Consider the following 26,478-nt stretch of genomic DNA (forward strand, 5'->3'; position numbering starts at 1 on the left):
ATGCAATGGGCATTAAGGAAAACCTTAGCCCCCGGAGACTGGCTATGCCCATGAAGTCTGTATCAAGAATGGGCACCTAATACACTATATTTTGACATCTAATATAAATACGCCCAAATATATAGTTATTAACACACCAGCTTTATATATCAGGCTATCTGATGTAGTACTTTAATATCGAGTGTTTCCAGTTTTCCCTCAACTTCTTTTACGAAGTTCTGGAAATGAACGGTGTTATTATGACGATCAACCGCTTCCTGAGACGCCCATACTTCGAAGAAAACATAGGTTCCTTTATGTCCAATCTCCTCATGGAGGTCATATTGGATATTGCCCATTTCTTGTCTGCTTGGCTCAACGACACGCTCAACCGCGCTGTGAATAGCCGCTTTGTGTTCAGGTTTAGCTATTAAAGTTGCAACTATACGAACTTCACTCATCGTGGTGCTCCTTTTTTCATGTCCACTGAATTCATTCATGTAAAACCTATTGCCAGACTACGCTTTTTATCACACAAAATCCTGCTGGAATTATATGAATTATCAATAGATCACAACAAACGAGTGCATCTTAGTCCATTTGCCCTTATCCTTATCCCCCGCCACAAAAACACATTTCCATCCCCCTGTTGGAGTGTGTCTCGCAAGATCTGTATCGTCAACATCACTCATGACAGCATTGTCAGACGGAGCCTTGTAATGACCGTAATGCAGCACGCCCTTAAGATCCGCCGCCCAGATGACTGGCATCTCCATCTTCGCGATGACGAAATGCTGAAAACCGTTTTACCACATACTAGCCAGCACTTTGCCCGTGCTATTGTGATGCCTAATCTGGTTCCGCCGATCACCAGCATTGCTCAGGCACAGGCCTATCGCCAACGTATTCTTGATGCTGTTCCAGCAGAGCATAACTTTACGCCACTGATGACCTGTTATTTAACCGATGGCTTAGATGCCAATGAGTTAATCTCTGGCCATGCCGATGGCGTATTTACCGCTGCCAAGCTTTATCCCGCAAATGCAACCACCAATTCCAAGCATGGCGTAACCTCCGTGCTAGGGCTTTACCCTCTATTTGAGCAAATGCAGAAAAGCGGCATGCCGCTGCTTATTCATGGCGAAGTCACACTGCACGATGTTGATATTTTCGACCGCGAGGCGCGTTTCATTGACGAGGTGATGCTGCCATTACGTCAGAATTTCCCTGAGCTAAAAATTGTCTTCGAACATATTACCACCCGAGAAGCCGCCGAGTTTGTGACTGAAGGTGATGAGTATCTCGCGGCCACCATTACGCCACAGCACCTGATGTTTAACCGTAACCATATGCTGGTTGGCGGTATCCGCCCGCATTTATTCTGCCTACCAATATTGAAGCGCAGCACCCATCAAGAAGCCCTGCGTAAGGCCGCGACCAGCGGTAACACACGCTTCTTCCTTGGCACAGACTCTGCGCCTCATTCACGGCAGCGTAAAGAGTCTAGCTGTGGCTGTGCGGGGGTATTTAACGCACCCACAGCGCTCCAAGCCTACGCAGCGGTATTTGAACAAGAGAATGCGCTACAGCACCTCGAAGCATTCTGCTCTCTCAATGGCCCCGAGTTCTATAACTTGCCAGTTAACGACAGTCATATTGAGTTGGTACGTGAACCCGTTACTATCGAAGAATCTATTCCCTGCGGCGATGATACGCTAATCCCATTCTTGGCTGGTGAAACCGTTCAATGGACGGTAAAGGCCTAGACTCGCGCACAGAGTGATACCTAAAAGTTAAATTAACCCACTCCTCAGAGTGGGTTAATCCATTAAAATGGAAGATAAAATGAATAATACGGAGAACCTACTTGAGCTCCGAAACATTTGCTTTAGCGCAGACCAGCAGATCATTATCGATAATCTCTCACTTACGCTTCAGCCCAAAGAGCTTAAAGTTATCACTGGCCCTTCTGGCTGTGGTAAAAGCACCCTGCTAAAAATTATCGCCTCGCTGTTTCCTCCAACCTCGGGTGATATTTTTCTCAAAGGTAAAAATATCCTCACTCTGAAACCAGAGGCGTATCGCCAGCAAGTTTCATACTGCTTCCAAACCCCAATTTTGTTCGGCGATACGGTCAAAGATAATCTTCAGTTTCCCTATAAAATCCGCGGCGATAAAGTTGATTTAGAAAAAATAAAGCGTGGGTTGTTACAATTCGATCTTCCTCTGCACTCGCTAGATAAGAAAATCGACGATCTCTCTGGCGGAGAAAAACAGCGCGTTGCTTTGCTACGCAACATTCAATACCTGCCAAAGATCTTACTGCTGGACGAAATAACCAGCGCGCTAGACGATAAAAATAAGCAAATCGTGCATCAGGTGATTGATGATTTAATTACCCACGCCGGCATAGCTGTTTTGTGGGTCACCCACAACAGCGACGAAATCAGCCAGTCTCATAACCTTCTGCGCATGACAAAATACGAAGCACCAGAGGCCAAACAATGAGCGAACATAACATCACCGACCAATCGTTAATCATGGCATTAGCCCTTGTAGCTATTGCCCTACTTATCAGCGGTAAAGAAAAACTCGGGTTAGAGAAGGATATTATCTGGAGCGTTACCCGTGCGATTATTCAGCTCATTATCGTTGGCTACGTACTTAAATATATTTTCAATATCGACCACGCGCTGCTCACACTGTTGATGGTGCTTTTTATCTGCGTCAACGCGGCCTATAACGCTAAAAAACGTAGCAAAGGTTTAAGCCATGCTTTCGTTATTTCTCTTATTGCCATTGTGACCGGCACCGCGCTCACGTTAGCCGTTCTGATCGGCAGCGGCTCCATTACGTTCACCCCCATGCAGGTCATTCCCATCTCCGGCATGATTGCAGGTAATGCGATGGTTGCCGTCGGATTATGCTACAACAATCTGCGCCAGCGTTTTGCCGATGAAAAGCAGAAAGTCCAAGAGATGTTGAGCCTTGGCGCGACACCTAAGCAATCATCTGCTTCCATTATTCGTGCCAGTATAAAAGCAGCGCTAATCCCCACCGTTGATTCCGCCAAAACCGTTGGCTTAGTCAGCCTGCCTGGAATGATGTCTGGTTTGATTTTTGCGGGCGTCGATCCGGTAAAAGCGATTCGCTACCAAATCATGGTGACATTCATGCTGCTTTCTACAGCAAGTCTTTCCACCATCATTGCGGGCTATCTTGCCTATAAGAAATTTTATTCCGATCGTTCACAGTTATTGTAAATCCGCATTTCAATAGCAAAAAGCCCTGCATCATCAGCAGGGCTTTTTATTAGACGCTATACCGGCAATCAGTTATTTCACGCAGCGCGTACACTGCTCTGATTGGATCACTTGGAAGAAGTCGTTACCTTTGTCATCAACTAAAATAAACGCAGGGAAATCTTCAACTTCAATTTTCCAAATAGCTTCCATACCCAGCTCAGGGTATTCCAGACACTCAAGGCTCTTAATACTCTGCTGAGCCAGCACCGCCGCTGGGCCGCCAATACTGCCGAGGTAGAAACCACCGTGTTTTTTACACGCATCCGTGACTTGCTGGCTGCGATTACCTTTTGCCAACATCACCATGCTGCCGCCGTTGGCCTGAAGCAGATCAACGTACGAGTCCATACGGCCAGCCGTTGTTGGGCCTAAAGAACCAGACGCATAACCTTCTGGAGTTTTAGCCGGGCCCGCATAATAAATAGGATGATCTTTAACGTATTGAGGCAGATCTTCACCATTATCTAAGCGCTCTTTCAGCTTCGCATGGGCAATATCACGACCAACAACAATAGTTCCGCTCAGCGACAGACGGGTGGAAACCGGATACTGAGAAAGCTGCTGCAATATTTCAGACATCGGACGGTTTAAATCAACCTTAACCGCTTCGCCCTCACCGGCTTTACGCAGGTGTTCAGGAATATATTTACCCGGATTGCTTTCCAGTTTTTCAATCCAAATACCATCGCGGTTAATTTTCGCTTTGATATTTCGATCCGCAGAACAGGAAACGCCCATACCCACAGGACACGATGCGCCGTGGCGAGGCAAACGAATAACGCGCACGTCATGAGCGAAATATTTCCCGCCAAACTGTGCTCCCAGCCCCAGATTCTGCGCTTCTTTCAGCAGTTCTTGTTCCAGCTCGATATCACGGAAGGCCTGACCATGCTCATTACCTTCGGTTGGCAAGCCGTCATAATATTTCGTCGAGGCCAGCTTCACGGTTTTTAGCGTAGATTCAGCCGAGGTGCCGCCAATAACAAACGCAACGTGATAAGGAGGACAGGCTGCTGTACCTAAGGTACGCATTTTATCCACCAGATAGTTTTTGAGCTTGCCTGGCGTTAATAGCGCTTTGGTTTCCTGGTAGAGATAGGTTTTGTTCGCAGAACCGCCACCTTTAGCAATGCACAGGAATTTATACTCATCGCCATCGACGCTGTATAAATCAATTTGTGCAGGCAGGTTGCTGCCGGTATTCACTTCTTTATACATATCCAGCGCCGCATTTTGCGAATAGCGCAGGTTATCTTCAATATAAGTGTTGTAGACACCACGAGACAGTGCCGCTTCGTCACCGCCGCCGGTCCATACTCGCTGGCCTTTTTTGCCTACGATAATAGCCGTGCCCGTATCCTGACAGGTAGGCAGAATGCCTTTTGCCGCGATCTCTGAGTTGCGCAGAAATTGCAGGGCAACATACTTATCGTTCTCGCTGGCTTCTGGATCGTCCAGAATTTGGGCGACTTGCTGCTGATGTGCAGGACGCAGCATGAAAGAAGCATCGTGGAAAGCATGCTGTGCAAGGAGAGTCAGCGCCTGCGGCTCAACCTTCAGGATTTCTTGCCCTTCAAACTCGGCAACGGACACATGATCTCGACTTAACAGATAGTATTCAGTCTCGTCTTTTTTCAGCGGGAACGGATCTTGGTAATGAAATGGCTTATTTGACATTTTTTTCTCACTTGCAACATCAGCTTCAGTAGATTCACACTCACGCGGCCTGTTCTTCGCCGGCTCACTGTGTAAAGAAAACACCACCACCTTACGTGTTTTTAGCCTGTTGATTCTTGAGCTAAATCCAAAATATACCCTCTAATTATAAAGGGGTACTTTTTGCATAGGTGCTTTCCGGCTTCACAGGGTGAGAACTGCGGGTACAGACTATTTGTATCTATATTTATTATCCCGCAGTTAACACAATGATTACAATCACCACAACCCGATCGGCATCTCAATGTGGCACATTACTGATGTAATGCGCACAAAAAAGCGGCCCTGAGGCCGCTTCACACAAATAATCTTGGTTATGCGTTTTTGTAGCGCTCAGCCAGCGCGTTCGCGGCAACCATCGCTTCATAAACGTCATCCACCGTCAATTCCATCGGCATATTGCCCATGGTATCACCGTCTGCGCAGGCAATTTCTGCTACCTTGCGCCATTCGGCCTCAACAAATGTTTTCAGACCCATGTCCTGCAGCGTCAGTGGCAAACCAGCAACTTTGATAATGCGCACGACTTCGTCGATTTCTGCACGCGGTGCATTCTCCAGCACCAACTGAGTGAGCAGGCCAAACACCACTTTTTCACCGTGCTGCGCGCGATGTAAATCAGGTACCGCTGACATACCATTGTTTACCGCGTGAGCCGCGGCTAAGCCACCGGCTTCTGCACCAACGCCGCTGAGGTAAATCGTAGCTTCAATGGTTTGTTCCAATGCGGGTGTGGAGACTTTATTTTTCACCGCATCCATGGCTGCATCGACGTTTTCACTTAGCAGTTGATAGCAAAGTTGCGCTAAACCCAGACCCGTGCGGGAAGGCTTTTTCAAGACTAAATTGACACCGTCAGCGGCATAGCAGGCGCGAGCTTCAAAGTAAGTGGCTAATGCATCGCCCACGCCGGCGGCAAAGAAACGCACCGGAGCGGCGGCAATAATGGATGTATCCGCAATAACGGCATCTGGATTTTGTGGCAGGAATAGATAGCGCTCAAACTCGCCTTGCTCGGTATAAATAACGGCCAATGCAGTGCATGGTGCGTCGGTAGAGGCAATCGTTGGGAACAAAATGACGGGAAGTTTATGGTAATAAGCAACGGCTTTTGCAGAGTCCAACGTTTTACCACCGCCAATACCGACGATAACATTGGCCTGCTGAGCCTCGGCTAAAGCACCTAAACGTTTGATCTCAACTTCGGTACACTCATAATTGAATTTCTCACTTACGCCCTTCAATCCGGCTTGTTTAAGCCCAGCGATAGCTTCGTCATTCACGCGCTGCAAAATAAATTCATCGCTAATAATAAACGCATTATCGCCAAAATCTTTCACGTAATCATGCATCTGCTGAAGAAGACCACGTCCAATGACAAATTTTTTCGGTGAAGTAACCGTGCGAGGTGTTTTATTCATGGTGACACTCCTAAAAATGGCAGCGTGATTTGCTGAAGGTGATTTTTGTTAGGAAAATATTTACCTTTTTTAAAGGATACGCTTTCCTAGGCCCCTAAACTACCTTCAGGAGAAATAAGCTAACCATTTAGGGTTATCATTTTATCAAGAGTGTATTTTCAGATAAAAAGAGAGGTTTCGATGAAAAAACAAACGCTGAAATAGTTAAATAGCCTCATAAAATACTGCTGTTTGTTTATAAGATTTTTCTTTTTCTGGTTTTATTCTAAACAAAAATTAAAGAATTTATTCATATTACAAATAGAGCTAAGCAACAACTTTATTTGCATAATCCCAAGAGTTACCATCTCAAACATGGCTTACTTTTGATGGAGTATCTGTATGAATATTGCCTATGATAGAAACAGAAATCCTTTACGTGTTGGTGCTCATGTTATTGAAAATGGCACACGTAGAGTCATGGTGATCACAGCAATTAACGATGAAAAATTGGCAAGAGAAAAAGTTCGTGCGGCAAAATGTGTACTTTGTCATGGTGATTCTAACGCTTATGCCCCTCAAGATCTCATCTTACTTGGACATTAACAAGCATTGAGACCAGTCGTCACTCTTTTATATATGCAAAAAAGCCTGAACATTAATGCTCAGGCTTTTCTTTTGAGAAATAACTAAGATTAATCTTTTTTCTCAAGTAGGTGACGATAAATCAAGCCACCAATAATCCCGCCAATAATTGGCATTACCCAGAATACCCACAGCTGTTGCAGCGCCCAAGTGCCTTGGAAGATAGCAACGGCAGTACTACGTGCGGGGTTTACCGAGGTATTCGTCACCGGAATGCTGATCAGGTGAATCAAGGTTAACGCTAACCCAATCGCTAAAGGTGCAAAGCCAGCTGGAGCACGTTTATCAGTCACACCATGAATAACGATTAAGAAGAAAGCTGTCAGAACAATTTCAGCCACAATAGCTGCCTGCAGGGAGAACCCGCCAGGTGAGTGTTCGCCAAAACCATTAGATGCAAAGCCGCTCGCCGTTGCATCAAAGCCCGCCTTGCCACTTGCAATGACATACAGAATAGCGGCACCAACGATACCACCAATAACCTGAGCGACAATATACGGCACAACTTCTTTCGCACTAAAACGACCGCCGGCCCACAAACCTAAAGTCACCGCTGGATTGAAATGCCCACCAGAAATATGGCCTACAGCATACGCCATAGTCAAAACGGTCAGGCCAAATGCCAATGCAACACCGGCAAAACCAATACCTAACTCAGGAAAGCCTGCGGCTAATACGGCGCTACCACAGCCACCAAATACTAGCCAGAGCGTACCAAAAAACTCTGCCGATAATTTTTTAAACATTACTACCTCAGCAATCAAAATAAGGGTTTATTAGCAGCGATATGTTTATTCCGCTGCCAATACCGTATCTTTTATAGGCACTTTGATCAGGCTATGTTCTATATGAAAATAAAAAGCAAAAGATCGCTTGCTTAACTCTCTCCGCGTACAAACGATTCTTACATCCATGTCAAAATAAACCTAATCCCCACACATCCCGTGTTAAGAAATAAGCTTAATTAAATAGGTATCCAATTTTTTTATGTATTCTCCACAAGTTTCATTTTTTCTCAAGAAAAACTTATTGAGATTATTCTGGGATAATCTTGAAAATCAGTCTATTAGTCTAATGTCCATTACATAAGCACCATTTATGCAACAACTCTCATAAACCGCTTAGTTAAATTCTATACGATCTTTGACTAATTGCCTTTTTTAGCAGAAAAATTTCACATTATTTTTTATGGATTGATATGCGGCTTAGAAATATCTGCTTTTTGGCAGACTTCAGTAAAAATCTGCATTCTTTCGCACGTTTTATCCACGGCAAAAACCATCATATAGCAGAAGATAAGGAATCCAACGAGGCAGGATAGGATAAGCAGTAGTTTTGTTTTCATCGGCAGTTAGATAGAGGAATGTATCGCTGTTAACGTGGGCTAGGCCAACAATATCAGAAGAAACTTAAACTAAGGCTCTACAGACTTATGTCAGATCTATCAAACAGCACATAATGCTAACAGATGAAACGCACTCGGCACGAAAAGACACGCGCTACATGGAGGTGCCGAACACGTTTCTCTGTTACCACTTGCTCGTAGCCTCCAAGGATAGGATCGCTTGACGAAAGTTTCAAGCCTCTACCGCCTCAACATATTGTAATCTAAGGATTAGGCAATAAAACCCTGCCGTTTAATCAGAGCTGTACGAAGCGTATCTCCCCTAACGTACTGACATATCTATAAAATAAAAAAGCCAGCCGTTTAGCTGGCTCAAAAAAGCATGCTATGACGCGATAGGAACAATCGTACTCTTATAGCGTTCAAGCACGGATGATTTAGCATCCTGCGGGTTTTTCAGCGTCCAAAGATTACGATTGATACCATCATTCACTAAGTAGATAACACCTGTTTCTATCGCTGACATCACACAAAGCATAACGGGTTCATTAGTGGTGTAACCAATTTCGCCTTCAAGCAGACGCTGGTAATCTATATATCGAAACACGCCAGCCTGCACTTCATAAGACAAAATAGTTTTGCTGGTATTTACCGACGATAAAACCTGTCCTGTATTCACATCAACTACGCGCAGGTTAACCGCAATCTGATCAAGCTGATATTGTGTGCTGGCGCCAATACCAAAGAATCTTGCCCCTGCTCCCCCAGATTTCACATTGCTTTCATAGCCAATAATCGATCCTTCAACCAACACATTCGCCGCAACTAAGGAAGAAAGCTGATGCTGGTTATTTACGGCGGCGGTGCCATTCTCTTGTGCTGCACGAATAATTTTTCGCTCATTTAGCAGGTTCTGCAATCCTTGGCGTTCTAAAGGAATAAACCACCCGGAATCCTTTAATGCGGAAACTAGCATAGCGGTTGCACTTTGTGGTACCGCGGTAGAAAAGTTACTGGCTGGATAAGGTTTAAACTGCCCCGTCTCATCTTGAATATTGTAAACCGAAACAAATAGCTTACCTGCTGGCTCCGGCAAATGCGTTAAATCTTGATAGCTTTGTGCTCGGGGCATTAACGTTGGTTTCGCGGCTTGTTTAGGTGGTGCCGTTAAACATCCGCTTAAAAAAAGCACCGAAATGATCAATAAATAGCTGCGCATGGCTCATCATCCCGTTCTAATTGGTTTTAATGCTGGAGAGCCCATCAACTTCGATGGTTGAGGATTTTCCCGTTGTGCGATCAAGAATATTCATCGTTAATCGCCCATCGGTATTTTTCACATCGACAATAAAATCCTTAGTCACTAACCGTCCCGGTTTCCCTTGGCTGATATTTCCCATCAGATTTCCTAGCAATTGAGATTGAATCACGGAAGTAAAATTATCCAACGGTGAAGGCGTTGAAGTATCAAAGTCATAGCCATTGGGATCTTTATATGAATTTTGCGCATTGGCTTCGTTTAATAGGAACGAGCCATTGTTTGGGTTTCCACCAAAGTTAGGGTTAACAAATTGAAAAACCATATTGCCCCCCCAGGACTGCGGAGATATAAGCAAAGCAATCAGAGCTATATAGAAAATTCGCATGGGCACTCCTTAAAACTCATCAGCGGTTAAGTCACCCGTATTGAGCAGCGCTTTATCAATAGTTCGGCGCGATAAAGATTCACTTACGCTCTCAATGGCCACGGCGACGTCTTTGTCAAAGCTACGTTTGTTTGGGAATAAAAAGGTTTGATAAACTGTATCCTGTTCAATTTTAATCGTGATCCAACTTCCCCAGCGCGCACTGGGTCTTTCACTGATAGTGAGTGTTCCGGGATATTCCTTTTCCCAGTTGTCACTAAAATCTCGATAAAATGCATGGCCAACTGACGTTACCGTGTGGTCAGTAATTAAACCTGGAACTTCAATTTCAGCCGCAGTTCCCTGCTTTGCCCCACAGCTCAAAGAGGCAAAGAGAATAAAAATAAATATTTTTTTCATCGTTTAACGCCTGAGATTATCGTTAGCCCATGAAACGGCCTGTGTTCGGTTTTTCACCGAGATTTTTTTAAACAGATTATAAAGGTGTGTTTTGACAGTATTTTCACTAATAAACAATAGCCGCGCTATTTCCGTATTTGAGGCACCTAGGCGCAATTTGTTGAGAATTTCTTTCTCTCTATTAGTTAATCCTGTTGATTCTGGGCTGTGATAGCGATAATGCGAAGATTGACTAATAAGATAGCTCGCAACACTCTGACTAAAATAACATTCTCCATTTATGACGCTTTTGATCCCTTCAACCAAAGATCGCTCATCCATAGACAAATAAAATACAGCACTAATATTTGGCCATGAGCCGATATCTTGGTACTGATAGTCATCCGGTGTATTTAACAGAAGCAGTCTATTTTTTTCTCGGCAGCGGCTAAGTTCTGATTGCCACAGGACAGTCGTTCTTCTGTCTGCTTCCATCAAATCAAACAGAAATAATGTATTTTCAATTGAATCATTTAAATATTTGTTGATGTTATGTATTTTTGCATTTACATCTAATATGGACTTAATCTGGTGCAGTAGCGCAGTCGCCTGTAAAGACGGCCTAGTAATTAAAACTAATGAGTAGTTTTGATTCGCTGCTTCATTAAGCATAATAACAACCTACCTAGATGCGACGCGCAGCGCTCTCTGCTTTATTAAAACAGATTGATGACGCGCTACATTTCCGCTGCTGTGTAAAAGGCAGTGCACAAAATAATGAAAAATGCACAGAGTTAAATTGTATATACCATCGTTTTTTTCGGGCATATTACATGATTCAATCTAGACATTGGCGCATCCAGCGCAAGTGCCATTTGTGTTTCAAAATGTTTCATGATATTTATAAATAATTCTTATGATTAATTTAAATACTAGAAACGCTTAATAATCCTTTCATATTTCCGCACTAAGAATAAAATCATCATTAGTCGATACGCAACAGTAAAAAATAAAATCCGTTATTAAATAGACAATTAAGAAAAATATGTAACATGCATACTCACTTTTAGTTAGCTGGCTTGGTATATATTCATTTGTTTTTCTTAGGTAAGTGGTATCAAGATTGTATCTTTACAATGTCATTATTCATCAAGCTGGTCATCATGCTTCCGCATGAATTTGATATGGGTGCTTGCTGTGTTGACAACCCTTGCGATATCTCATGGACTATATGTGTGGGATCGACCATCCAATACAAGCAACGCTTGTTTCTTTACGTAAATCTATAGGTAGAAAAAGTAAAACTTTTATTTTCTTTTGCTAACAAGAAGTAAACGACAAAAATAATACTTTTTCATGACGCCTTCTTTTCAAAATACAACTTATAGGTGAGATATTTAATTTTTCTTCCGTACATACTCAAATCGTAAATCGGAATATTCCTGAAAAATACATCAGGAAATCAGGTGAGCGCTTTACAGGCTTGTTTTCTTACTGACCGAATTACGTTAGGACGGCAACATGAAAAAGTTAGTGTTAGCAACTGCTCTGCTACTTACGCCTTATTTGGCTATAGCGAATAGTGATTTGGCACGTTCTGAAATAATCACAGGCTTTAGTGATATTAACAGTAATTACAGCCAAAGCACGGCAATTAATCAAATAGGAAGTGGTAATAGAGCATATTCAAATCAACAAGGGATCAATAACCACGCGGTTATTGTTCAGCAAGGAAACGGAAACCAAGGCAGAATCAATCAGTCAAGCAGCAATAACAATGCGTTAATTGCCCAGCGTGGCACGGGGAATTCTGCGGATATAACACAGCTTAGCAGTAATAACACCGCCGTTATTGCTCAGCTAGGCAGTGGGAATAATGACACCATCATTCAAGACAGCTTTGGTAACTCTGCTTATATTTTTTCTATCGGGAAAAATAATATAACGCAAATTAACCAAACGGGTACGAACCGGTCCGCCGGTGTAGTACAAAATGCATCAGGCATGGCCATTAGAGTTACACAACATTAGTTATCGTCTATCTGATACACACATCTGATTCTATAACCAACGGGGTAACATCATGAATAAGTGGAAAATCATCGCCGCATCAAGCTTTGTCTTCGCTATGAGTAATGCTATGGCATTAACCAACCCGGCTTACGTATTTCAATTCACACCTCAAACAGGCGCATTAGGCGGAGAAGTTCAAGTTTACCAGCAAGGTAGTAATAACTACTCTAACGTCAACCAAGACTCCGCTATTTTATCCAAAACCTCAGTATCACAATCAGGTGGATTCCTTGGCGGTAGTAATAATAGCGCCACGGTCAATCAAAACGGGAATATCAGCTTGGTTGACATTAACCAGAGCGGCAATGGCCACTCTGCGACCTCGAGTCAAAATGGTGATTGGTCAGTCACCGAAATTTCACAAAGCGGCCTCGTCGGTAATTCAGCAACAACCAGTCAAAACGGTGACTTCTCTAAAACAGCCGTATCGCAGTCTGGCCTTGGTTTAAACAACGCCGTCACTACGCAAAATGGTGATGCAGCCGTGATTGTCGTTCGCCAAAATGGTGCATCTAACTACGCCAACAGCAGCCAGAATGCTAACTTCTCCTACTCTAACGTCAACCAGATTGGTCTTGGCAATGTTTCCTTTGTAAGCCAGAACTAGTTACGTCTCCATCCTATAAAACAGGGCTAAGCCCTGTTTTATTTTTTTATTCGGAGCCTAAAATGCATACGCTACTTATCGCTTCCCTGCTATCTAACCAGCTTTGGTTTGATACGACACAAGATGGTCAATATTATATTCTTACGCCCATGGCTTCTGTCACTACATCGTGCCTGTGTAATATTGACGTTGATGTGATTCGCCGTGGTATCCATGGTGAAAGCACTTCTCGGCAAAAAGGGGCTATTCAGCTCATGGCAAATCAAAAGCAAGCTTTGGGTCAGATGAGTTTCCCCGTTCAACAAGGAGACTGGCTACAGGTCACTATCGTATTAAGCGACGGGGACAAAATGCGGATTGAAAAACAGGTTATTCTGCCGGATAAAGTTTAAGACAATATGCTTTGCTCAAAATAAAAAAGGAAATGCCTTTTCAAGCATTCCCTTTCGCTACCGCAGTTCTCAATAATTAAACGGTCTTAAATTCTGCTTCCGCATCAGCAAAGCGCGTTTGAATCGTTTGAGAAGGTGTTTTACCCATCAGGCTCACTACCACAATTGCAACGCTGGCAAAAATAAAGCCAGGAATAATTTCGTACAAATTAAACCAGCCATACTGTTTCCATATAATGACCGTCGCCGCACCGATAATCATTCCCACCAGCGCACCGTTGCGCGTCATTCTTGACCACATGACCGAAATCAGAACGACCGGACCAAACGCTGCACCAAAGCCTGCCCACGCATAGCTCACCAAGCCTAATACACGGTTTTCAGGATTTGCAGCCAGCGCAATAGCAATCAACGCCACCAACAGCACCATTAAACGTCCCACCCAAACCAGCTCGCGCTGAGAGGCTTTTTTGCGGAAGAAAGCCTTATATAAGTCTTCGGTTATCGCACTAGAGCACACTAGCAGCTGACAGCTTAGCGTACTCATTACCGCAGCAAGAATTGCCGACAGCAATATTCCCGCAATCCACGGGTTAAATAAGATCTTCGCTAGCTCGATAAAGACACGCTCGCCGTTTTCAGAAACGGTTCCCGCTTGGCTTGGGTTATTCTCAAAGTAGGCAATACCGAAGAAGCCCACCGCCACCGCGCCACCTAGGCACAAAATCATCCATGTCATGCTGATCCGGCGTGCTTTACGAATAGTATGGTGTGAATCAGCCGCCATGAAGCGCGCCAAGATATGTGGCTGACCAAAGTAGCCTAGACCCCATCCCATCAATGAGATAATCGCGATCAGATTCAGCCCCTTGAACATATCGAGGTTTGCTGGGTTTTTAGCTTCAATCACCAGCATCGATGTATCAATGCCGCCCACGGCTAAAATGACAATAACCGGCGTTAAGATAAGCGCAAAAATCATCAGACTGGCTTGAACGGTGTCCGTCCAGCTTACCGCCAAGAAACCACCAATAAAGGTATAGATAATCGTTGCCGCCGCACCGGCCCACAACGCGGTCTCGTAACTCATTCCGAAAGTACTTTCAAACAGGCGAGCACCTGCCACAATGCCAGAAGCACAATAGATGGTGAAGAACACCAAAATGACTATCGCCGAGATCACTCGCAGCAGTTTGCTGCTGTCTTCAAAACGACTCGTGAAATAATCCGGCAGCGTCAGCGCGTTATTATTGGCCTCGGTGTGAACACGCAAGCGCCCCGCCACCAGCTTCCAGTTCAGATACGCCCCCACGGTTAAGCCAATCGCGATCCAGCTTTCAGAGATCCCTGAAAGATAAATAGCGCCGGGCAGTCCCATCAACAGCCAGCCGCTCATATCGGAAGCCCCAGCCGACAGCGCAGTGACGACGCTACCTAAACTACGTCCACCCAAAATATAGTCATCAAAATTATTCGTGGCGCGATAAGCCACTAAACCAATGACAATCATTCCCAAGATGTAGACCAAAAAGGTCACCAACATCGGTGTACTTATCATGCAGGTGTCTCCGTATTTTATTTATGCCCAAGATTCAGGCTTTTTTATGCAAATTGTTTCGTTTTAAAAATCGGCCACATCGGAACGATGACATGGCCGAACCCCATCTCAAATAAAACCAATAAAGAAAATCTAAACGCGGCATCTTATGAACAGGCGAGTTTCATTAACAAGTTTTTTAACTTAAAAGTTACACAAAGTTTACCACCCATCACATTTTATGCGGCGACCGGTTGCAACTCAAATCCATTTGCATGCGCCAGCGCAGATCGAACAGAAAAATATCCCTTTAAATTATAATGAATTATTTAACTCTACGTGCAACCTTCAAACTGATGTTCACATTGTTCGCATTCTATTCGCTAGCACAAAACCTGCGCTATTTCACACATTGAACACTTAAGTGATTTAACAAGGTTGCACAAAGTTGCAACATTCATAATGAACGGGATATGCTCAGGCTCTACCTTAAAAAAATAAAACGGAGTAGGACGGCATGGGCACCACCACTATGGGTGTAAAACTTGATGAAGCGACTCGAGATCGTATTAAAGCCGCCGCACAGCAAATCGATCGCACGCCGCATTGGGTCATCAAACAAGCCATTTTCAATTATCTTGAGCGAGTAGAGAGCGGTAGCGCCCTACCTGAGCTCCCCCTCCCTGCTGCAGACACTATTTCTAACGACACCGAAGAAACCATCACGTCTCAGGAACAGCCTCTTCAGCCGTTCCTCGATTTTGCCGAGCAAATTCTGCCGCAGTCGGTTTCACGTTCAGCGATCACGGCGGCCTATCGTCGACCTGAAAATGAAGCCGTTTCCATGCTGCTAGAACAGGCTCGCATGGCACCGGAACTCGCGCAGTCAACGCACCAGATGGCGTATAAAATCGCGGAAAAACTGCGTAATCAGAAAAGCGCTAACGGTCGCGCCGGAATAGTACAAAACCTTTTGCAGGAATTTTCGCTCTCGTCACAAGAAGGTGTGGCGCTGATGTGTTTAGCCGAGGCTTTGCTGCGCATTCCCGATAAAGCCACGCGCGACGCGCTTATTCGCGACAAAATCAGCAACGGCAACTGGCATTCTCATCTTGGCCGCAGCCCATCACTCTTTGTTAATGCCGCGACGTGGGGATTACTGCTAACCGGACGCTTAGTGGCAACCCACAACGAATCTAACCTATCGAACTCGCTCAACCGCATTATTGGCAAGAGCGGCGAACCGCTGATCCGCAAAGGCGTGGATATGGCGATGCGCTTGATGGGCGAACAATTTGTGACGGGCGAGACCATTGCGGAAGCGCTGGCAAACGCGCGCAAGCACGAAGATAAAGGCTTCCGTTACTCTTACGACATGCTGGGTGAGGCCGCGCTGACCGAAGCCGATGCCCAACGCTATATGATTTCATATCAACAAGCGATCCACGCCATCGGCAAGGCATCGAACGGGCGCGGCATCTATGAAGGCCCAGGGATTTCAATCAAGCTTTCCGCCTTACATCCTCGCTACAGCCGTGCACAATACGAACGCATGATGGACGAGCTTTACCCTCGCCTTCTCTCTCTGACTTTGCTGGCACGCAGCTACGATATTGGTATTAATATCGATGCTGAAGAAGCGGACCGCCTTGAAATCTCGCTCGATTTGCTTGAGCGCTTATGCTTTGAACCCGACCTCGCCGGTTGGAACGGCATTGGCTTCGTTATTCAGGCCTACCAAAAGCGCTGCCCTGCGGTGATTGACTATGTGATCGATTTAGCACAGCGCAGCCATCGCCGTTTGATGATCCGTCTGGTGAAGGGTGCATACTGGGATAGCGAAATTAAACGCGCTCAGGTTGATGGGCTGGAAGGCTATCCGGTTTATAGCCGCAAGGTGTATACCGACGTCTCTTATTTGGCCTGCGCCCGTAAACTGCTCGGCGTACCTAACGCCATATATCCCCAGTTTGCTACGCATAATGCCCATACGTTGTCGGCTATTTATCATCTGGCAGGACAAAACTACTATCCGGGCCAGTATGAATTCCAATGCCTGCATGGCATGGGTGAGCCGCTGTACGATCAGGTCGTAGGGAAAATTGCCGACGGTAAATTCAACCGCCCTTGCCGTATTTATGCGCCGGTCGGCACGCATGAAACTCTGCTGGCCTATTTGGTTCGTCGTCTATTAGAAAACGGGGCGAATACCTCATTTGTTAATCGTATTGCCGATACCACGCTGCCGTTAGACGAGCTGGTTGCCGACCCGGTCTCTGCCGTTGAAACCATGGCAACCAAAGAAGGCGCGGTGGGTCTGCCACACCCCCGCATTCCATCGCCTCGAGGACTTTACGGTGAAGATCGTCGCAATTCACGCGGTTTAGACCTCTCCAACGAACAGCGCTTAGCGTCGCTTTCCAGCGCACTGCTCAGCAGCGCCAGCACACCATGGAGCTGCACGCCACTCATTGAAGGAGATGTCTCGGGCCAAGAACAGCCTCAGGCCGTGGTTAACCCAGCAGAACCCCGTGACATCGTGGGATATGTGACGCCGTCCAGCGAAGCTGATGTAGAAGCCGCGTTGACTAGCGCCGTCAGCGCCGGTCCAATCTGGTTTTCAACGCCCCCAGCACAGCGTGCCGCTGTTTTAGAGCGCGCCGCAGACTTAATGGAAGATCAGCTACAAAGCCTGTTAGGGCTATTGGCTCGTGAGGCCGGAAAGACATTCAACAACGCCATTGCCGAAGTGCGTGAGGCCGTTGATTTCCTGCGCTATTACGCTCAGCAGGTACGCAACGATTTCGCCAACGACACGCACCGCCCGCTGGGCCCTGTGGTCTGTATAAGCCCATGGAACTTCCCTCTGGCCATTTTCACCGGACAAGTGGCCGCCGCATTAGCTGCGGGTAACAGCGTATTGGCCAAACCCGCCGAGCAAACGCCGCTGGTTGCCGCACAGGCCGTTCGTATCCTGTTAGAAGCTGGTGTTCCCGCTGGCGTGCTACAGCTGCTGCCGGGTGAAGGTGAAACCGTGGGTGCCAAGCTGGTTGGTGATAGTCGCGTACGTGGCGTGATGTTTACCGGTTCTACCGCGGTTGCAGGCCTATTGCAGCGTAATATTTCAGGCCGTTTGGATCCTCAAGGACGCACCACGCCGCTGATTGCCGAAACCGGTGGTTTGAATGCGATGATCGTCGACTCATCGGCGCTTACCGAGCAAGTTGTTACCGACGTGGTGGCCTCGGCCTTTGATAGCGCCGGTCAGCGTTGCTCTGCGCTGCGTATTCTGTGCGTCCAAGAAGACATTGCCGATCACACCCTGCAAATGCTGCGCGGTGCGATGGCGGAATGCCGAATGGGCAATCCTGAACGCCTCTCAACCGATATCGGCCCAGTGATTGACGCTGAAGCTAAAGAGAATATTGACCGCCATATTCAGGCGATGCGTGCCAAAGGACGCGAGGTTTATCAGGCCGCCTTTGACCATTCACAGGATAGCCAAGAGTGGCAACGTGGCACCTTCGTTAAACCTACGCTGATTGAGCTTGAAAGCTTTGATGAACTCGAGCAGGAAGTGTTTGGGCCGGTACTCCACGTGGTTCGCTACAACCGCCAGAATCTCGACGCGCTGATTGAGCAAATCAATGCGGCAGGTTATGGCTTAACGTTGGGCATTCATACTCGTATTGATGAAACCATTATTAAAGTCACCGAGCAGGCTAAAGTCGGTAACCAGTACGTCAACCGTAATATGGTCGGCGCCGTAGTCGGTGTGCAACCTTTCGGCGGAGAAGGTCTCTCGGGCACAGGGCCAAAAGCCGGTGGACCGCTGTATGTTTACCGCCTGCTGTCTAGCCGCCCTAACGACGCCGTATGCCGCACTCTAGCGCGTCACGACGGTGACCAAAACATCGACACCACGCAACGCCAACCGCTATTGGCCGCACACCAGGCGCTCTTAACCTGGGCACAGCAAGAGAAAATGACCGACCTTGCCCAGCATTGCCAAGAGTTTGGTGATTGGTCGCAGGGTGGCACCGTTCGTCTGCTACAAGGTCCGACCGGCGAACGCAACACCTACGCCCTGCTCCCACGCGAACGCGTGCTGTGCCTATTCAGTAATGAACAAGATGCCTTGATTCAGTTAGCCGCCGTGCTCGCGGTAGGCAGCCGAGCTCAGTGGATAGACAGCGAGGTTCAACGCACCCTTTATCGTCGCTTGCCAGCAGCCATACAGCAGCAGATCAACGTGGCTAAATCATGGGATGCCGACGGTGTCGAGTTTGACGCGGTGATCTATCACGGTGACTCCGATCAGCTACGCAGCCTGTGTGAACAAATCGCTGAACGCCCGGGTGCGATTGTGTCCGTACAAGGCTTCTCACACGGTGAAACAGGCATTCTGCTTGAGCGTTTGTTGTTAGAACGTTCGCTGAGCGTGAATACCGCCGCTGCGGGGGGAAATGCGAGTTTAATGACTATAGGGTGAGATACTCAGGATTAATTCGATATTAGTTCGGTATAAGGTTTTATCCGGTGTTAAGTTACGTCCGCCTAATGCACTATTTCTCACATAGGCATTGTGCGGGCGTCCGTGTTAGGGGGCCAATCGCCGCCCCCTAACAACCCGGCTTGGCTCCTCCTCCCAGCCCGCTACGCGGGTGCCCTCATTTCATCATTTCGGTCTTAACGGAACGAACGGCAATCGCCATCCTGGCTCCTCCGTTCTTTCGCCTACGTCCCTGTAGGCGAATCCTAACCTGCATGATTCATTCGGCTGTCCGGCAACGAGCCAGAAAAAATCAAAATCAAAAGATAAATAACTTTGTCAGCATTTAATTTAAGTCTTGGGAGAAAGAGCAACGCTAACAGGATGTTAGCGTTAGAGGAGGAGGCGCCATGGATGGCGCATGCCGACTCGGCGCGGAGATGGCGTCTCGGATAAAAGCGCGAGAGTGCAGAGACCACGCGCTGGTGGTCTCTGCCCGTACGCCTTCACCAATGCAGCAATGAAACTCGATTTAGACAGGCGGGCGGAATCTTTAACCGTTGTGACATAAGCGTCTGGCGACCGAAACCTTCACCAAATCTAGCCCCCACTCAAATATAACTCAACGGCTCATCCACTAATTTTTCCCCTAAAAACTTCTCCAAAAACAGCTTAGTTCTTGGGTGTTGGGGATTGGCAAACAGCTCTTTTGCCACGCCTTGCTCTACGATCCGGCCTTCATCCATAAAAATAGCTCGGTTAGCCACATCTCGGGCAAAACTCATTTCGTGGGTCACGATCACCATAGTGCGATTTTCTTCGGCCAGCGCGCGGATAGTGCTTAACACTTCGCCCACCAGCTCAGGATCCAGCGCCGACGTTGGCTCGTCAAACAGGATAACTTCCGGCTGCATCGCTAACGCACGAGCTATCGCAACACGCTGCTGCTGCCCGCCCGATAAGCGCTTAGGAAACGCATCTTCTTTGCCCTTCAAACCAACTTTCGCCAGCAATTCACGCGCTCGCGCAATCACTACGTCGCGTTTTTCCCCCTTCACTACCACCGGCCCCTCAATGATATTTTCCAATACCGTGCGGTGCGGGAACAGGTTGAAGTTTTGGAATACAAAGCCCACTTCTTGACGCAGTTTGCGAATCGCCGCTTTCTGTCGCCCCAGCGGCTGATCGCCATGAATAGTGACATCGCCCACTTGAATCGTGCCACCGTCAGGCTCTTCTAATAAATTAATGCTACGCAGCAGGGTCGTTTTGCCTGAGCCACTTGGCCCAATAATCGCAACCACCTCACCCTTTTCAACCGTCAGATCAACGCCGTGCAGCACGGTGTTTCCGTTAAAGGATTTTGTCAGATTTTTTACTTCAATAGTGCTCACTGTAGCTCCTAAACGGATAGGCCTAAAATTAATACTTTACGGGAGGGATAAAGCCAGATTTGCCGCATTCACCCGATATAACCGCAACTGTAGCAACTCATCGCGATGAATAAAAAATTTTGCCGGAATAAGGTTAGATTGATATGGAATAAAAAACAAAAAAGCCACCGCATAACGATGGCTTTTTTATTCTGACAGCGAGGCTAGCAGACCGCTTCTTTTTGCCAGTTTAGATACTGATCGTACTTACGTAGCGCAATGCGATAGTTATTTTGATTCGCATCGGCAATATGTTCAATCATATCCCATTGTTTTTCACTGCCGCAGAACTTCTCTGCGGGAAAATCACTGGCACGAAGCATATCGTCCAAGCGCCGCAAACGCACAATATACTCGCGAATTGAGCTGTGGCTCATTTCCGTTTGCTCAAACAAATATTGTTTAAAATCGAGAATATCAAAATAGTCTGCGTGGCAATGGCAATAGACATCGCTGCAGAAACGGCACAATGCGGTAAGTTCCTGCTCGAGTTCTTGCCAAACTCGGTCATCAATCAGTTGATCCATACCCGCAAGCACTTCACGATCGAGAATTTTTCCGCGAAATACTAAAGACATACGATCGAGCGATTTACCACAATGAGAGCAATCGCACTGACTATGTTTAAAATCTTTCAAATAGCGACTCAAAGGTCGTCTTTTTTGTAGGGATGTCGTCATGACAACATTTTCCATTTCTTTGAATAACTGTTGGCGTTGGCGTATTAGCTTTGGCTAGCCAGCTTAGTGCGCAAGCGTTTGATCGCCTGGCTGTGTAGCTGACTGACGCGAGACTCTCCGACCTCAAGCACCGCACCGATTTCCTTTAGGTTCAGCTCTTCTTGGTAGTAAAGCGTAAGAACCAGTTTTTCACGTTCCGGCAAGGCTTCAATCGCAGTAATCACGCGCTGGCGCAGATCTCCTTCTAACAGCTGTTTGAGAGGATTGGCATCCTCATGCTGTTGGAAAACAGGCTCGGCGCTATCGCCATGCTCTTCTCGCCACTCATCATAAGAAAAAAGATGGCTGGTGTTGGTATCCAACAAAATCTGCTGGTACTCCACCAAAGGCATATCCAATTCTTGCGCTATTTCGGTTTCTGTTGGTGCGCGATGCAGACGCTGCTCGGCACGCTGCATAGCCGCTGAAACTTCACGGGCATTTCGACGCACGCTGCGCGGAACCCAATCACGACTGCGAAGCTCATCAAGCATCGCACCGCGAATGCGCTGAACCGCATAGGTGGTAAAGGCCGTCCCCTGCATGGCATCGTAGCGTTCGACCGCGTCCAACAGCCCAATACCTCCGGCTTGAAGCAGGTCGTCCAGTTCAACGCTGGCGGGCAGGCGAACCTGCAAACGCAGCGCTTCATGGCGCACTAGCGGAGCGTAGCGCTGCCACAGGGAATTTTTGTCGATCACGCCGTCGGCGGTATACAATTCACTCACGTTGACAGAACCCGGGTTGATGGATGCCCGGCTATTATCTAACCCTCACGCGCAAGCCAATGGCGCGATTAGTCAGCAAAAATGCCCCCTTTTCTCACGTTGCCTTTCCGAGAAGACGAAATTGCTCAGTTATTCATCACGTCGTTGATGTGAAAAACCCCGCATACCGCGGGGTTGGATTTATTCAATGCTGGCGAATTATTAACGCAGCAGAGTCAGAACGTTCTGAGTAGACTGGTTAGCCTGAGCCAACACAGAAGTACCTGCCTGCTGCAGAATGTTTGCACGGCTCATGTTGGACACTTCGGTCGCGTAGTCAGCATCCTGAATACGAGACTGGGAAGATGTCAGGTTATTAACAGTGCTGTTCAGGTTGTTGATAACAGAATCGAAACGGTTCTGTACCGCACCCAAAGATGAACGCAGGGAGTCAACTTTAGACAGTGCAGCGTCCAGAGTTTTCAATGGATCAGCAGAAGATACGCCAGCAAATGTATCTGTTGCACCAGCACCGCTGACAACCAGCGTAGTGTCGATAGCAGTACCACCTGCAGTAGTGTTGCCAGACGCTTTATCTTTACCGTTAGCTAAAGCACCTGCAGCAGCCTCATAGCTTTTGCCTTGGAATGTCACATAGCCTTTATTGGCACCATTTGAATCAACCCCAATCTTAACCAATTGTTGTGCTTGAGTTGCAGCAGTGGTTAAGCCATTAGATGGGTCTGTATATTTAACATCAGTTTTGTTCAGAGCAACTTTGCCGGTACTTGCGTTAAGAGATGCTGCATAGAAATCATTACCTGACTTAACAACATAATTGCCAGTTAGTGCACCATTTTTATCTTTAAGAGCGTGCAGGGACAGATTCGAAGTATCTTTAAGCCCTAAATCTGTTGCTGCACTTTTCAAATCAACGGCAATTGGAGCGCCAGTACCATCTCCAGTTACTGAGGTAATTGCATCACCAGTTTGTACGCTGCTTTTAGATACAGAGAAACCATCCAGACCCAACGTTGACGCATTGATTGACTTCAGATCGATATCAATTGTCTGTCCATCTTGTGAACCAACTTGAATAGTCAGTTTTTGATCGCTACTTAAAACTTTCACACCGTTGAAATCAGTCTGTTCAGAGATACGGTTGATTTCTGACAGGCGTTGAGTAATTTCGTCCTGAATTGATTTCAGGTCGCTATCAGAGTTCGAACCGTTTTGAGCTTGAACACTTAGACGACGAATGTTTTGTAGGTTGTCGTTCACTTCGTTCAGAGCACCTTCGGTGGTCTGCGCCAAAGAGATACCGTCGTTGGCGTTACGAGAAGCCTGGGTCAGACCCTTGATGTTTGCAGTGAAGCGGTTAGAAATCGCCTGACCTGCGGCATCGTCTTTCGCGCTGTTGATACGCAGACCAGAAGACAGACGCTCAATAGCGGTACCCAGTGAGGACTGAGATTTGTTCAGGTTGTTCTGTGCCATCAAAGACAGGCTGTTGGTGTTAATTACTTGTGCCATAGTGAGCTTTCCTTACGAATCATCTGCGATAATCGCATCTTAGTTAATGGGTCGGGCCTGATTGCCCTACGGCGTCAGCCACCGTCCACTCAGGTATCGGCGCTCCCCCATTAACCTTTAGGAAATTTTTAAATTATTTTTCTGCGTAATTCCGCTGCTTGGACAATCGCTTAAATAAGGCCCACTTTTTGTCTTCTATCGTCCCATCACTTTTTCATATTATTTTGTAAACTTTTTTCCTACTGAGCCGATAACGCGTATAGCGCATGAAAATATATAAGGAAAATACTGATGGCTTCTATTTCTTCTTTAGGGATCGGCTCAGGTCTCGACTTAAACGGGCTGCTCGACAAACTGTCTACGGCGGAACAGCAACGCTTAACGCCTTATACTACGCAGCAAACCAGCTACAAAGCACAGCTGACTGCGTATGGCACGTTAAAAAGCTCGTTGGAAAAATTCGAGACATTAAGCAAAGATCTCTCTTCCGCCGACTTCTTTAATTCAACCAAAGCATCAGTGCACGATGCTTTTAGCGTTACTACCAATGCAAAGGCTGTTGCAGGTAACTATACGGTCCATGTGACTCAATTGGCCCAAGCCCAAAGTTTAACCACCCAGAAAGAGATTACCGACCAGTCTGCGCAACTAGGCACAACAGGGGCAACTGACAGAAAAATATCAATAACCCAAGGTAACCCAGCCAAAACAGTTGATATACCTCTTAAAGATAATCAAACCTCATTATTAGAAATGCGTGATGCAATAAATGGAGCTAAAGCTGGAGTAAAGGCAAGTATCGTACGTGTTGGGGACAACCAATACCAACTAGCTTTAACATCATCTGCGACAGGATCTGCAAACCAAATGTCTGTGCAAGTGAGTGGTGACGATCGGCTTGGCTCATATATAAATTACACTGCGGGTTCATCGTCAAATGCAATGAAAGAGACTGTAGCAGCCCAAGATTCAATAATTGAAATGAATGGAACAAAAATAACTCGTAGCAGTAATACCATCACGGATGCCCCCCAGGGGGTTACTATCGAATTGAAAGCAAAAAGCAAGACGGCAGATGCTGAGAATTTAATCATCAGCGCTGATAACTCAGGTGCGATGGACAAAATTAAAAGCTGGGTAGATAGCTATAACTCCCTGCTGGATACCTTTACCTCGCTGACCAAATACACCCCGGTAAAAACGGGTGAAGCGCAGTCAAAAACCAACGGTGCGCTGTTGGGTGACAATACCCTGCGTGGCGTACAGGCAGCGATTAAAGGCGCGTTGAGTTCGGCTCAAGATAACCCTGAGCTCAAAGGTCTCGGCAATTTGGGGATTACCACCGATGGTAAAACCGGCAAACTAACCGTAGACAGCGACAAACTCACCAAAGCCTTTACCGATCATCCAGACCAAGTGGCTAATTTCTTTGTTGGCAATGGTAAAGATAGCGGTATGGCAACCAATATTCACAGCGAAATTCAAAGTTATATCAAGGCCGGCGGCGTGATCGAATCAACGACAAAAAGTATTAATACCAACTTAGATCGCCTGAGCGTTCGTATCGACAGCGTTAGCGACAGCATTCAGGAAACCATCGACCGCTATAAAGCCCAATTTGTACAGCTGGATACCATGATGTCAAAACTCAACAGCACCAGCTCATATTTAACACAACAGTTCACCGCCATGAACTCATAGCACAGGTAACAACACATGTATAAAGCGACGGGCTCGCAAGCCTACGCTGAGATTGGTTTGGAGAGTGGCGTGATGAGCGCCAGTCCTCACCAGCTCATCGTAATGTTATTTGACGGGGCGCATAGCGCCCTAGTTCGCGCCCGCCTGCATATGCAGGCAGGACAAACGCAGCTCAAAGGTCAGTCAATCACCAAAGCCATTAACATCATTGATAATGGATTAAAAGCGGGACTTAACCTGGAAAAAGGCGGAGAGCTTGCAGAAAATTTATCAGCGCTGTATGACTATATGGTTAAACGCCTGTTACATGCTAATCTTCATAATGATGAAGTTACAATCCAACATGTCACGGACCTGTTAGATAACATTGCCGATGCGTGGCGTCAGATCGGCCCACAATCTCAACCTACTCAGCAGGACCACTTATAATGTACGGAATACAGCCTTTGTCACACGCGTACCGTCACATCCTTTCGCTCAGCGAAAGCATGCTGGAACTTGCTAAGCGTTCTGAGTGGGACTCGCTCGTTAAACTGGAGATGGAGTATCTGCAAGCGGTGGCAAAAACCACCGAGTTGATGCCAATTTCCGAAGTAGACTCCGCGATACAGGCGGAGCTGCGCCGCATTTTAGCTAAAATTCTCGATAACGAAGCAGAAATTAAGCGCCTACTTCAGGCGCGCATGGATGAGTTGAGCCAGATAATAGGAAAAACTTCACGCCAACAAGCCGTCACCCACACCTATGGGCAATTTTCCGACAACGAAGGGTATCCTGGCGATTTGCTTTAATTTTTTTATTCAACACCAGTCATTTCCATACTCAGGCATAAATTTTAGTAAAACGCTTTAAACAATAATATTTCAATAA

Annotated in this window: 24 protein-coding genes; 11 read left to right on the forward strand and 13 right to left on the reverse strand. The window is 46.5% G+C overall.

Going from position 1 to position 26,478, the window contains the following annotated elements; genetic code table 11:
- Positions 1-149 precede the first annotated feature (149 nt).
- Positions 150-440 carry a putative quinol monooxygenase gene (locus U0008_RS12635; RefSeq protein ID WP_043493705.1) on the reverse strand — a complete coding sequence of 97 codons (291 nt, stop codon included), beginning with the start codon at positions 438-440 and terminating at the stop codon, positions 150-152.
- 258 nt (positions 441-698) lie between these two features.
- Here U0008_RS12635 and pyrC point away from each other — a divergent pair, with 258 nt between their 5' ends.
- The 3 genes from pyrC to fetB all read left to right on the forward strand — a co-directional run bounded on the left by pyrC (position 699) and on the right by fetB (position 3,242).
- Complete coding sequence (gene pyrC, locus U0008_RS12640) at positions 699-1,745, forward strand: dihydroorotase (protein ID WP_043493706.1); 1,047 nt, start codon at positions 699-701, stop codon at positions 1,743-1,745.
- A gap of 79 nt (positions 1,746-1,824) precedes the next feature.
- Complete coding sequence (gene fetA, locus U0008_RS12645) at positions 1,825-2,487, forward strand: iron efflux ABC transporter ATP-binding subunit FetA (RefSeq protein ID WP_043493708.1); 663 nt, start codon at positions 1,825-1,827, stop codon at positions 2,485-2,487.
- Positions 2,484-3,242 (forward strand): iron efflux ABC transporter permease subunit FetB, encoded by a 759-nt coding sequence (gene fetB / locus U0008_RS12650; protein ID WP_040046503.1) that lies wholly within the window; start codon positions 2,484-2,486, stop codon positions 3,240-3,242. The genes fetA and fetB overlap by 4 nt, the downstream gene beginning before the upstream one ends.
- A 72-nt stretch (positions 3,243-3,314) precedes the next feature.
- Here fetB and fumA read toward each other — a convergent pair whose 3' ends face one another.
- Positions 3,315-4,961 carry a class I fumarate hydratase FumA gene (gene fumA, locus U0008_RS12655; protein WP_025797208.1) on the reverse strand — a complete coding sequence of 549 codons (1,647 nt, stop codon included), beginning with the start codon at positions 4,959-4,961 and terminating at the stop codon, positions 3,315-3,317.
- A gap of 353 nt (positions 4,962-5,314) precedes the next feature.
- The gene (locus U0008_RS12660) at positions 5,315-6,421 is read right to left on the reverse strand and encodes a glycerol dehydrogenase (protein ID WP_025797210.1); all 1,107 of its coding nucleotides are present in this window, start codon (positions 6,419-6,421) and stop codon (positions 5,315-5,317) included.
- 381 nt (positions 6,422-6,802) lie between these two features.
- Between U0008_RS12660 and U0008_RS12665 the strand changes: the two genes are divergently transcribed.
- On the forward strand, positions 6,803-7,006 hold the full coding sequence (locus tag U0008_RS12665; protein WP_043493710.1) for a putative selenium delivery protein YdfZ: 204 nt from the start codon (positions 6,803-6,805) through the stop codon (positions 7,004-7,006).
- An 89-nt stretch (positions 7,007-7,095) separates the two neighbouring features.
- Here the strand turns inward: U0008_RS12665 and aqpZ are convergent, their stop codons facing one another.
- The 5 genes from aqpZ to csgD form a co-directional block, all read right to left on the reverse strand.
- Positions 7,096-7,791, reverse strand: a complete 696-nt coding sequence (gene aqpZ / locus U0008_RS12670; RefSeq protein ID WP_043493713.1) for an aquaporin Z — start codon at positions 7,789-7,791, stop codon at positions 7,096-7,098.
- A gap of 984 nt (positions 7,792-8,775) precedes the next feature.
- Positions 8,776-9,609 (reverse strand): curli production assembly/transport protein CsgG, encoded by an 834-nt coding sequence (gene csgG, locus U0008_RS12675; RefSeq protein WP_025797216.1) that lies wholly within the window; start codon positions 9,607-9,609, stop codon positions 8,776-8,778.
- 16 nt (positions 9,610-9,625) lie between these two features.
- The gene (gene csgF / locus U0008_RS12680) at positions 9,626-10,036 is read right to left on the reverse strand and encodes a curli production assembly/transport protein CsgF (protein WP_043493715.1); all 411 of its coding nucleotides are present in this window, start codon (positions 10,034-10,036) and stop codon (positions 9,626-9,628) included.
- 9 nt (positions 10,037-10,045) lie between these two features.
- Complete coding sequence (csgE, locus tag U0008_RS12685; protein ID WP_043493718.1) at positions 10,046-10,435, reverse strand: curli production assembly/transport protein CsgE; 390 nt, start codon at positions 10,433-10,435, stop codon at positions 10,046-10,048.
- Between the two features lie 3 nt (positions 10,436-10,438).
- Positions 10,439-11,086: a biofilm master transcriptional regulator CsgD gene (gene csgD / locus U0008_RS12690; protein WP_043493721.1), complete on the reverse strand. Its 648-nt coding sequence runs from the start codon at positions 11,084-11,086 to the stop codon at positions 10,439-10,441.
- An 849-nt stretch (positions 11,087-11,935) separates the two neighbouring features.
- Here csgD and U0008_RS12695 point away from each other — a divergent pair.
- The 3 genes from U0008_RS12695 to csgC all read left to right on the forward strand — a co-directional run bounded on the left by U0008_RS12695 (position 11,936) and on the right by csgC (position 13,486).
- Positions 11,936-12,445, forward strand: a complete 510-nt coding sequence (locus U0008_RS12695; RefSeq protein ID WP_043493723.1) for a curlin — start codon at positions 11,936-11,938, stop codon at positions 12,443-12,445.
- A gap of 52 nt (positions 12,446-12,497) precedes the next feature.
- Positions 12,498-13,094 carry a major curlin subunit CsgA domain protein gene (locus U0008_RS12700; RefSeq protein WP_025797226.1) on the forward strand — a complete coding sequence of 199 codons (597 nt, stop codon included), beginning with the start codon at positions 12,498-12,500 and terminating at the stop codon, positions 13,092-13,094.
- Between the two features lie 62 nt (positions 13,095-13,156).
- Positions 13,157-13,486: a curli assembly chaperone CsgC gene (gene csgC, locus U0008_RS12705; RefSeq protein ID WP_043493726.1), complete on the forward strand. Its 330-nt coding sequence runs from the start codon at positions 13,157-13,159 to the stop codon at positions 13,484-13,486.
- Between the two features lie 76 nt (positions 13,487-13,562).
- Here the strand turns inward: csgC and putP are convergent, their stop codons facing one another.
- On the reverse strand, positions 13,563-15,044 hold the full coding sequence (gene putP / locus U0008_RS12710; RefSeq protein WP_025797231.1) for a sodium/proline symporter PutP: 1,482 nt from the start codon (positions 15,042-15,044) through the stop codon (positions 13,563-13,565).
- Between the two features lie 496 nt (positions 15,045-15,540).
- On the opposite strand from putP, the gene putA reads away from it, so the two are divergent.
- Positions 15,541-19,515 carry a trifunctional transcriptional regulator/proline dehydrogenase/L-glutamate gamma-semialdehyde dehydrogenase gene (putA, locus tag U0008_RS12715; RefSeq protein WP_043493730.1) on the forward strand — a complete coding sequence of 1,325 codons (3,975 nt, stop codon included), beginning with the start codon at positions 15,541-15,543 and terminating at the stop codon, positions 19,513-19,515.
- Positions 19,516-20,126: 611 nt separating this feature from the next.
- On the opposite strand, the gene tcyN is transcribed toward putA, so the two are convergent.
- From tcyN to U0008_RS12735, 4 genes are all read right to left on the reverse strand, one after another.
- Complete coding sequence (tcyN, locus tag U0008_RS12720) at positions 20,127-20,909, reverse strand: L-cystine ABC transporter ATP-binding protein TcyN (RefSeq protein ID WP_025796585.1); 783 nt, start codon at positions 20,907-20,909, stop codon at positions 20,127-20,129.
- 203 nt (positions 20,910-21,112) lie between these two features.
- Positions 21,113-21,628 (reverse strand): flagella biosynthesis regulatory protein FliZ, encoded by a 516-nt coding sequence (gene fliZ / locus U0008_RS12725; RefSeq protein WP_043493732.1) that lies wholly within the window; start codon positions 21,626-21,628, stop codon positions 21,113-21,115.
- A gap of 44 nt (positions 21,629-21,672) precedes the next feature.
- The gene (locus tag U0008_RS12730) at positions 21,673-22,395 is read right to left on the reverse strand and encodes an RNA polymerase sigma factor FliA (protein WP_043493734.1); all 723 of its coding nucleotides are present in this window, start codon (positions 22,393-22,395) and stop codon (positions 21,673-21,675) included.
- Positions 22,396-22,596: 201 nt separating this feature from the next.
- A complete protein-coding gene (locus U0008_RS12735) occupies positions 22,597-23,907 on the reverse strand; it encodes a FliC/FljB family flagellin (RefSeq protein ID WP_043493736.1) in 1,311 nt (436 codons plus the stop codon).
- A 291-nt stretch (positions 23,908-24,198) separates the two neighbouring features.
- Here U0008_RS12735 and fliD point away from each other — a divergent pair, with 291 nt between their 5' ends.
- From fliD to fliT, 3 genes are read left to right on the forward strand one after another with little or no spacing between them, the layout of a single operon-like run.
- Positions 24,199-25,608: a flagellar filament capping protein FliD gene (gene fliD / locus U0008_RS12740; RefSeq protein ID WP_043493739.1), complete on the forward strand. Its 1,410-nt coding sequence runs from the start codon at positions 24,199-24,201 to the stop codon at positions 25,606-25,608.
- 15 nt (positions 25,609-25,623) lie between these two features.
- Positions 25,624-26,037, forward strand: coding sequence for a flagellar export chaperone FliS (fliS, locus tag U0008_RS12745; protein WP_025796593.1), 414 nt, complete (start codon positions 25,624-25,626; stop codon positions 26,035-26,037).
- Positions 26,037-26,399 carry a flagella biosynthesis regulatory protein FliT gene (gene fliT, locus U0008_RS12750; protein ID WP_043493742.1) on the forward strand — a complete coding sequence of 121 codons (363 nt, stop codon included), beginning with the start codon at positions 26,037-26,039 and terminating at the stop codon, positions 26,397-26,399. The genes fliS and fliT overlap by 1 nt, the downstream gene beginning before the upstream one ends.
- The last annotated feature ends 79 nt before the right edge of the window (positions 26,400-26,478 follow it).

Source organism: Hafnia alvei (assembly GCF_034424155.1).
GTDB classification, from domain to species: domain Bacteria; phylum Pseudomonadota; class Gammaproteobacteria; order Enterobacterales; family Enterobacteriaceae; genus Hafnia; species Hafnia alvei.